Genomic DNA, 9,306 nt, shown 5'->3' on the forward strand with positions numbered 1-9,306 from the left:
CCCCCCCCCCCCCCCCCCCCCCCCCCCCCCCCCCCCCCCCCCCCCCCCCCCCCCCCCCCCCCCCCCCCCCCCCCCCCCCCCCCCCCCCCCCCCCCCCCCCCCCCCCGGCCCGGGGCCGAGGGGCCGCAGGCCGGGCAGGCCGGGCAGGCCGGGCAGGCCGGGCAGGCCGGGCAGGCCGGGCAGGGTGGCCGGTCCGGTCGTGACGCGGAGGCCGACGCCGTGCCCGCGGGCCGTCGGGCCGCCGTACGCGCCACCGGCCGCCCCGAAACCCGGCCCGCCGCACCGCCCACGCCCGAAGCGGCGCCCGACTACGCCCTCGCGGGACGCCGCACCGGCACAGGCGACACCGGGCACCGGCCCGGCCGGCGACCGGCCACCGGACCGGGGGCACCCGCGCGGGGCCCCGTACCGGCCGACGCCGCCCGGCCCGGTCAGGCCGGGCGCCGTCGGGCCGCCGGCGGGCCGGGCGTCGGAGCCGGCGGCTCCGGCAACGGCCCCGCCCCGCTCGGACGGTTCCTCGCCAAAGCCGCCGCCGTCACCGCCGGACTGACCGCCGCCGGAGCCGTCTTCGGCCTCGTCCGCGACCAGACCATCGCGCACCTCTTCGGCGCCGGACACGACAGCGACGCCTTCCTGATCGCCTGGACCGTCCCCGAAATGGCCTCGACCATGCTGATCGAGGACGCCATGGCCCTGCTGATGGTGCCCGCCTTCAGCCACGCCCTCGCCCGCCGCGCCGCCAGCCGGGCCGGCCTCACCCGCAGGCAGGCCCGCGCGGCCGACCCCGTACGGCTCCTCGTCGGGGCGACCCTGCCGCGGCTCGCCGTGTTCCTGGCCGCCGTCGCCTCCGTACTGATCGTCGCCGCCCCGCTCGTCGTCGCACTGCTCGCCCCCGGCCTGCCCGACCCCGAACTGGCCGTCCAGTGCACCCGGATGACCGCCCTCACCGTCCTCACCTTCGGCGTCGCCGGTTACTTCAGCGCAGCCCTGCGCGCCCACCGCTCCTTCGTCCCGCCCGCCGCGATCTACGTCTCGTACAACGTCGGGATCATCGGCACGATGGTCGCCCTCCACGCCCTGTGGGGCGTGCGCGCCGCCGCCGCCGGAGTCGCCGTCGGCGGACTGCTGATGGTCCTCGTCCAGCTCCCCGCCTTCATCCGCAACGTCGGCTTCGGACCCACCCGCCCCAAGGGAGCCCCCCGCAGCCAGCGCGACCGGGACCGGCCCACCCTCATCGCCTTCGGAGTCATCGCCCCCGTCATCTTCTTCGCCGTCTTCCGGCAGTCCCAGGTCCTCGTCGAACGCTTCCTAGCCGCCTCCCTCCCCCCGGGCGCCATCTCGCACCTCAACTACGCGCAGAAGGTCGCGCAGATGCCGATGGTGCTCTCCCTGATGATCTGCACCGTCACCTTCCCCGTCGTCGCCCAGGCCATGGCCGGCGGGGAACGCGAGAAGGCCCGGCGCCGGGTGGAACAGGACCTCGCCCTCGCCTCCCTCGCCGTCCTCATGGGCAGCGCCCTCGTCATCGGCTACGCACCGCAGATCATCCAGGTCCTCTTCGAACGCGGCGCCTTCACCCACCGCGACACCCTCGCCACCGCCGACGTCATGCGCGTCTACGGACTCGGACTCCTCGGCCACTGCCTCGTCGGAGCACTCTCCCGGCCCTTCTTCTCGACCGCCCGGCCCACCTGGTTCCCGGCGCTCGCGATGGGCGCCGGGCTGCTCGTCAACATCGTGGCCGGAGCCCTCGCCGTCGGCTGGTGGGGCACCTACGGCATCGCCGCCGCCAACGCCGCCGGCATCACCACCACCGCCGCCCTCCTGCTCACCGGACTCGGCTCCCGAATCGTCGCCATCCAGGTCCGCCGCGTCGCCCTCAGCATCGGACGCCTCGCCGTAGCCGCCGTCGCCGCCGGCGGCACCGGCTGGCTCGCCGGCCCGATGATCCCCGACCCCATGCTCAGCGCCGCCCTCGGCTGCCTGCTGGTCCCGGCCATGTTCGGGGCCACCGGCATGGCCATGCGGGCCATCGAAGTCACCGCCCTGCCCGCCCAGATCGCCCAGACCGCCTCCCAGCTCACCACCCGCCTGACCCAGCTCACCCAGAGGTTCCGCAATGTCCGCTGACACCGACACGGCATCCCCCGCCGTGGAGGGCCCCGCCCGCCGGTCCGCATCGCCGTGGGTCCTGATGTACCACTCGGTCGCCGAGTTCACCGACCCCGCCGAGGACCCGTACGGGATCACCGTCACCCCCGGCGCCCTGGAAGCCCAGCTGCAATGGCTGCACACCCGGAAACTGCGCGGGGTGTCCGTCGGCGAACTGCTGCGGGCCCGCGCCGCCGGGCAGGGGCGCGGCCTCGTCGGACTCACCTTCGACGACGGCTACACCGACTTCCTCACCGGCGCCCTGCCCCTGCTGCGCCGCTACGACTGCACCGCCACCCTGTTCGTCCTGCCCGGACGGCTCGGCGCCGACAACGTGTGGGACCCGCTCGGCCCGCGCAAGTCCCTCCTCACCGCCGACGCGATCCGCGAAGCCGCCGCCGGCGGAACGGAGATCGGCTCGCACGGACTGCTCCACCAGGACCTCACCACGGCCCCCGACGACATCCTGCGGCAGGAACTGCGCGGCAGCCGCGACCTGCTGCGCGAACTGACCGGAAGCCTCCCCCGGGGCTTCTGCTACCCCTACGGACACCTCGACGCCCGCGTCGTCGAAGCCACCCGGGCCGCCGGATACGCGTACGCCTGCGCGATCACCCCCGGACGGCTCACCGGCCCGCACGCCCTGCCCCGCACCCACGTCAGCCAGGCCGACGGCCGCGGCCGGATGCGGATCAAGCAGCTGCGCCACCGGGTGCGCGAACTGCGGCGGGTGGTCCTGCCGTGAAGGCCCTCCACGTCATCACCGGGCTCGGCGTCGGCGGCGCCGAGCAGCAACTGCGGCTCCTGCTGCGCCACATGCCGATGCCCTGCGACGTCCTGACCCTCACCAACCCCGGTCCGGTCGCCGAAGGACTGCGCGCCGACGGCGTCCGGGTCGTCCACCTGGGCATGCGCGGCAACCGCGACCTGGGCGCCCTGCCCCGCCTGGCCCGCTTCATCCGGCACGGCCGCTACGACCTCGTCCACACCCACCTCTACCGGGCCTGCGTCTACGGGCGCCTCGCCGCCCGGCTCGCCGGAGTACGGGCCGTCGTCGCCACCGAACACTCCCTCGGCGAGGCCGAGATCGAAGGCCGCCCCCTGACCGCCGGGGTCCGGGCCCTCTACCTCGCCGGCGAACGGCTCGGCTCCGCCACCGTCGCCGTATCGGACACCGTGGCGGCCCGCCTGGAGAACTGGGGCGTGCCCGCCGCCCGCGTCCACGTGGTCCCCAACGGGATCGAGGCCGCCCGCTTCCGCTTCGACGAAGGCGCCCGCCGCGCCACCCGCGCCCGCACGGGGCTGCCCGAACGGGCCTTCGTGGTCGGCGGGGTCGGCAGGCTGGTGCCCGGCAAGCGGTTCGACGTACTCGTCCGGGCCGTCGCCGCGCTGCCCGGCGCCCACCTGCTCCTCGCCGGGGACGGACCGGAGCGGGCCGCGCTGCGCACGCTCGCCGCCGAACTCGGCGCGCAGGGCCGCATCCACCTCCTGGGCGAGCGCGACCCGCTCGGCGACAGCCCCGACGGGCGCACGCCCGGGATCCCCTCCCTGCTCGCCGCCATGGACGTGTTCGTGTCCCCCTCCAGGGAGGAGGCCTTCGGACTCGCCGTGGTCGAGGCCCTGGCCGCCGGACTCCCCGTGCTCCACGTGACCTGCCCCGCCATCGACGACCTCCCCGCCGCCGAGGCGCCCGGCGCGCGGCGGATCGGGCCCGGCACGGAGGAACTCGTCGCCGCCCTGCGCGGGCAGATGGAAGCGGGCGCCCGCCGGCTCCCCGCGCCCCCGGTGGTACGCCGCTACGACATCGCCCGCACCGCCCGGCAGCTCCTCGACGTCTACTCCCTCGCCCTGGCCGCCCCGCTACCGGCGGCACCGGCACCGGCACCGGCACCGGCTCCGGCTCCTGCTCCCGCTTCGGCTCCGGTACCGGTACCGGCCCCGGCACCGGCAGCCCCGCGAACCGCGCCCGCCCCGGACACCCCGGGCCGCGACCCGGCCGAGGCCCAGGGCCCCGGCGCCGACGAGACCTCCGGCCCCGGTACGGGCTCCGGCGACGGCAGGGCTTCCGGCCCCGGCCCCGGCCCCGGCACGGGCACCGGCACGGACTCCGGCCCTGGCACCGGTACGGCTTCCGGCACCGGTCCCGGCACCGGCACCGGTCCCGGGGTGAGAGCCCGGTCCGGGCCGGCCGCCGCGTCCGCCCCGGGGGCCGCGACCCGTACCGCGGCGGACGCCCCCGCACCCGGCGGGGGCTGACCCCGCCCCGCCCCCGCACCACGCCCCCGCACCCCCCCCCCACGCACCGCCCCCGGCCGGGGGCCGGCCGGGGGTGAACGACCCCCCCCTCCCCCCAGGAAGCGAGCACCGCACATGGCCGACACCGCCGACCAGAAGAAGTCCGACCACCGGTCGGAGCGCAAGCGCCGGCTGCTGCCACCGCCCGCCTGGTGGCCCCTGCCCGCCTGCGCCCTGCTCGGCCTCGCCGCGGGCGGGGCGTACGGGGTCCTCAAGGCCCCCGAGTACGCCGCCACCGGCTACGTCGTCGCCGTCCCCAACGAGACCACCGAGCCCGCTACCGCCCTCGGCTTCGCCCAGGCCTACGGACGCATCGCCACCAGCAGCTCCACCCTCGCCTACGCCCAGCCCCGCGCCGGGATCGACGCCCGCCGCCTGCGCACCCAGGTCCGTACCGAGACCTCCCCCGACTCCCCGATGATCGCCATCACCGGGATGTCCAAGAGCCCCTCCGAGGCCGCCGACATCGCCAACGCCGTCGCCGACGCGCTCACCCTGACCAGCAACCAGGCCGCCAAGAACACCGGCGTGCAGCTGCTCCTGTTCAACCAGGCCGTGGCGCCGAGCGACCCCGCCTCCCCGTCGGCCCCCGTCAGCGGCGCCGTCGGGCTGTGCGCGGGCGGGCTGCTGGGCGGGCTGTGGCTGTTGGCCCGGCCCCGCCGCCGCAAGCAGGAGGAAGAGGCGCTCCCGGTCGTGGAGGAGTACGCCTCGCTGCCCGCCCAGGGCGAGCACTCCGAGACCAAGGAGAAGGAGTCCGTGCGATGACGCGGGGCTCCACCGGGGCCCTGACGGTGACGATGTGCCGCGACCCCCGGCAGTTCGCCGCGCTGGAGGAGCCGTGGAACCGGCTCGTCCGAGGCTGTCGCACCGCCACCCCCTTCCAGAGCCACGCCTGGCTCCACTCGTGGTGGCTGTCGTACGGGAAGGAGGGCCGGCTCCGGGTCCTGCTCGTACGGCGGGGCGGGGAACTGGTCGGCGCGGCCGCGCTGATGCTCGTACACCGGCCGCTGCCGCGGCTGGTGCCGCTGGGCGGGCCCATCACCGACTACTTCGACGTGCTCGTGGCCGACGGGTACGCCGACCAGGTCGTGCCCGCCCTGGCCCACGGGCTGCACCGGGCCGCCCGCAGCGCGGTCGTGGACCTGCGCGAGGTACGGCCGGGGGCGGCGGCCGAGGCGCTGTACGAGGCGTGGCCCGGGGTGTCCGGCAAGCTGGCCGATTCCACCTGCATGGAACTGCCCGCGCTGCCCTTCGACGAGCTCGTCAAACGGATGCCGGCCTCCGGCGCCCAGCGGGTGCGGGCCAAGCTGCGCAAGACCGACGCCGCCGGGATCGAGGAGCACGAGGTCACCGAGGAAGAGGTGCCGGGGGCCGTACGGACCCTGCTGCGGCTCCACGAGAAGCAGTGGCGCGGCCGGGGGGTCACCCCCGAACACCTGCGGCCCCGGTTCGCCGAGCACCTGACCCGGGCCACCCGGCGGATGGTGCGGGCGGGGGAGGGGCGGCTGACGGAGTTCCGGCTGGACGGCGCGGTGGTGGCGGCCAACGTCACGCTGCTGTCCGCCGGGCTGAGCGGCGGCTATTTGTACGGCGCCGATCCGCAACTGAGGGACCGCAAGGTCGACGTCGCGACGCTGCTGCTGCGCTACGAGGCGGGCCGGGCCCTGGCCGAGGGACGGCCGGTGGTGAGTTTCCTGCGCGGCAACGAGCCGTACAAGAACCACTGGCGGCCCGAGACGGTCGTCAACCAGCGTCTCCTGCTGGCCACGCACGCGCTCGCGCCCCTGCTGCGGCTGCACGAGTCGCAGGTCACGGGGCGCGAGCGGGCGGTGGACGCGCTGCGCGAGGCGCTGCCGGGCGCCCGTGACTGGCGGGCGCGGCTGAACGAACTGCGCGTGCGGTGACCCGTCTAGAAGGGCCAGAAGCCGGAGTTCTTGACCCAGTCGAGCTTGATGCAGACCGTCTGCTTGCCGACCAGCTTGTTCAGCCACTCGCCGAAGTTGAGCGGGACGCACCACTGCGTGCTGTTGGCGGTCGGTTCGGGGGCGGGCGGCTTCGGCGCCGGACTGGGGACGGGGACGGGGACGGGGACGGGCACGGGTGCGGGGACGAGCGGGCTCGGCGACGCGGGCACCGTGACCTCGGGCGTCGGCGCCGGCGGGAACACCGGCGGGACGGACACCTCGGGATCGGGCTTGGGCTCGGGCGCGGGCTCGGGGGGCGGCGTCGGGGCCGGGCTCGTACCCGTGCCCGTGCTGGGGACGACCGGGGGGTCGGACGCCTCCGGGGTGGGGGTCGGCGCCGGGACCGGAGGCGTGGGCACCTGCGGGGTCGGGACCTGGGGTGTCGGGATCTGCGGGGTCGGGATCTGCGGGGTCGGGACGACCGGTGTGGGGAGCACCGGAGTGGGCACCACCGGGGTCGGGACCACGGGCGTCGGGACCACCGGGGGAGTGGGCTCGACCGGCACCCGCGGGGTCAGCGCCTCACGGAAGACCCTCGACGACTCCGGGTTCTGCTTGCACTGCCACACGCCGTGCGGGCAGTAGTCGGTGATGGTGTGGTACAGCGGCTTGTGCTGCTCGATCCACTTCAGCATCCGCCGCACGTACTCCGGGTTGTCGCCGTTGCGGAACAGTCCCCACTCCGGGTACGAGATCTCCTTGCCGTGTGCCTTCGCGAAGTCGACGTGCGCCTGGAGCCCGTACGGCTGCGTGACCTGGTCCTCGAAGGTCCGGCCCGGCGCCTGGTCGTACGAATCCATGCCGATGACGTCGACCACGTCGTCGCCCGGGTAGCACTTGGTCCAGCCGATCGCGTCCGTCCCCCGGTTCGGGGCGAAATCGAACTTGAACCGCTGGCCGGGAACGGCGCGCATCGCGTTGACGACGCGCTTCCAGTACGCCTTCCAGTTCTCCGGGTCGGGCCCGCAACGGTGGGTGTACGTGGTGCCGTTCATCTCCCAGCCGAGCACGACGACCGTGTCCGGCACCCCCAGCGCCACCAGCCGTTCGGCCAGCTTCGTGAAGTGCCGGTCGTACTGGCCCTGCGCGCCGGCCCGGATCAGCCGGGCCACGTGCCAGTCCGGCACCCGGCCCTCGTTGCGGGCCTGCATGGGCACGTTCAGCACGAACATCCGGTCGTCCTCGGCCCGTCGCCACTCGGCCCAGTCCGCCAGGAACGGCACGTTGCCCTCGATGCCCGCCCACTGGTCACCGGGCAGATACGTGTGCCCGACCCGGATCTCCTTGCCGCCCAGCCAGCGCGACAGGTACGGGATCCGGGCGACGCCGGGCGGCCCGTAGTCGAGGTAGGCGCCCATGGCGATGTCGGAGCCCCTGGGCTCATCCTCCGGTGCCGCGAGGGCGGCTCCGGTGGCGAGCAACCCGGCCGTGACCGTACCGATGCAGGTGCTCGCCAGTCGGCGGCGTGGTCTGGGCATGGCGTCTCCCGAGCTTTCCTGAACCGGTGTGCTTGCCGACGACGTTAGACATCACATCTGACGAATGGCCTGTCCGGTGGCCTTTGCCTAGGCCATTCGCAGCTGCGCATCCTGCCCGCTTGGTCCGACTAGGTGAAAGACACCCTTTCGATGCACGCGTTCGCCAACCATGTGCCCGCCGTTCTGCTCAGACTCGATCGGAATCCGTTCCACCACGGAACCCTCGGCGCCGTCAGATCGCTCGGGCGCAAGGGCGTGGAGGTCCATGCCGTCGTCGAAGCGGGGGGAGGTCCCATGGGGCGTTCGCGGTACCTGCGCGCCACGCACCCCGGTCCCGACGGGGGTCTCGACCCCGAGGCGCCCGAGGCGTTGCTGGAGTGCCTGACCGGGGTGTCGAAGCGGATCGGGCGGCCGGCGGTGCTCATCGCCATGGACGACCTGAGCGCCATCGCGGTCTCCCGGGTCGCCCCGATGCTGACGGACCGTTTCCGGATCCCCCATCAGCCCGACAACCTCCCGGCGCGCGTGGCCGACAAGGCGGAGCTGTCGCGGCTCTGCGCCCGCTGGGGCGTCCCGCACCCGGAGACGGTGATCCCGGCGAGCGGGGCCGAGGCGGCCGAGGCCGCCTGGCGGCTCGGCCTGCCCGTGGTGGCCAAGTGGAGCCGGCCGTGGCTGCTGCCCGCCGCCGTCGGACTGCGCAGCACCACCCTGGTGCACGGCGTCGCGGAGGCGCGGCGGCTGTACGAACGCTCGGCGGAGGCCGGGAGCCGCCTGCTGCTCCAGCGGTTCCTGCCCGCCGGCCCCGACACCGACTGGTTCTTCCACGGGGCCTTCGCCCGGGGCGGGCGTCCGCTGCTCGCCGGGTCGGGCCGCAAGGAGCTGTCCTGGCCGGTGCGGACGGGGCTGACGGCGGTGGGGCGGTGGCTCCCGGACCCGGCCGTGGAGGAATCGGGGCTGCGGCTCGCCGAACGGCTCGGCTACCAGGGGATCCTGGACCTCGACTTCCGGTGCGACGAGCGGGGCATCTTCCGGCTGGTGGACTTCAACCCGCGCCCCGGCGCGCAGTTCCGGCTGTTCACGGACGACCGCGGGCTGGACGTGGTCCAGGCGATGTACCTCGATCTGACGGGGCAACGGGTCCCGGAGCCGGTGGGCGGTCCCGGCCGGGTGTTCGTCGCCGAGAACTACGCGCTGCTCGCGGCGGTACGGGGCCGCCGACTGCCTGCGGCGACGGCCGTACGGGCCGCCGGCGCCGGCACCGCCGCGGCGGGCGCCGTGCGGGACCGGGACCCCGGCCCGGCCGACGGCACCGGGGCGTCCGGGGCGTCCGGTGCGTCCGGCGGCACCGGGGCGTCCGGGGCGTCCGGTGCGTCCGGCGGCACCGGGGCGTCCGGCCTGCCCGGGGTGCCCGGCCCCGT

6 protein-coding genes and 1 pseudogene are annotated in these 9,306 nt (G+C 75.5%); 6 read left to right on the forward strand and 1 reads right to left on the reverse strand.

The window, feature by feature from the left end:
* Positions 1–219: 219 nt before the first annotated feature.
* The 5 genes and pseudogenes from ACEPPI_RS38310 to ACEPPI_RS38330 all read left to right on the forward strand — a co-directional run bounded on the left by ACEPPI_RS38310 (position 220) and on the right by ACEPPI_RS38330 (position 6,350).
* Positions 220–2,130 carry a lipid II flippase MurJ gene (locus ACEPPI_RS38310; protein WP_373919877.1) on the forward strand — a complete coding sequence of 637 codons (1,911 nt, stop codon included), beginning with the start codon at positions 220–222 and terminating at the stop codon, positions 2,128–2,130.
* The gene (locus ACEPPI_RS38315) at positions 2,120–2,896 is read left to right on the forward strand and encodes a polysaccharide deacetylase family protein (protein ID WP_373919878.1); all 777 of its coding nucleotides are present in this window, start codon (positions 2,120–2,122) and stop codon (positions 2,894–2,896) included. The genes ACEPPI_RS38310 and ACEPPI_RS38315 overlap by 11 nt, the downstream gene beginning before the upstream one ends.
* Positions 2,893–4,017: pseudogene (locus tag ACEPPI_RS38320) on the forward strand (glycosyltransferase); the annotation flags it as partial. The gene ACEPPI_RS38315 and the pseudogene ACEPPI_RS38320, both read left to right, overlap by 4 nt.
* A 504-nt stretch (positions 4,018–4,521) precedes the next feature.
* Positions 4,522–5,211 carry a lipopolysaccharide biosynthesis protein gene (locus ACEPPI_RS38325; protein ID WP_373919879.1) on the forward strand — a complete coding sequence of 230 codons (690 nt, stop codon included), beginning with the start codon at positions 4,522–4,524 and terminating at the stop codon, positions 5,209–5,211.
* On the forward strand, positions 5,208–6,350 hold the full coding sequence (locus ACEPPI_RS38330; RefSeq protein WP_373919880.1) for a GNAT family N-acetyltransferase: 1,143 nt from the start codon (positions 5,208–5,210) through the stop codon (positions 6,348–6,350). Before ACEPPI_RS38325 ends, ACEPPI_RS38330 begins: the two co-directional genes overlap by 4 nt.
* A 5-nt stretch (positions 6,351–6,355) precedes the next feature.
* On the opposite strand, the gene ACEPPI_RS38335 is transcribed toward ACEPPI_RS38330, so the two are convergent.
* Entirely contained in the window at positions 6,356–7,888 is a 1,533-nt protein-coding gene (locus ACEPPI_RS38335; RefSeq protein ID WP_373919881.1) for a glycoside hydrolase family 26 protein, read from the reverse strand.
* A 294-nt stretch (positions 7,889–8,182) separates the two neighbouring features.
* On the opposite strand from ACEPPI_RS38335, the gene ACEPPI_RS38340 reads away from it, so the two are divergent.
* Positions 8,183–9,306 (forward strand): ATP-grasp domain-containing protein (locus ACEPPI_RS38340; protein WP_373919882.1); only part of this gene is annotated, 1,124 nt, incomplete at its 3' end.

Origin of the sequence: Streptomyces sp. AB3(2024), assembly GCF_041862025.1 — a bacterium.
GTDB lineage: Bacteria > Actinomycetota > Actinomycetes > Streptomycetales > Streptomycetaceae > Streptomyces.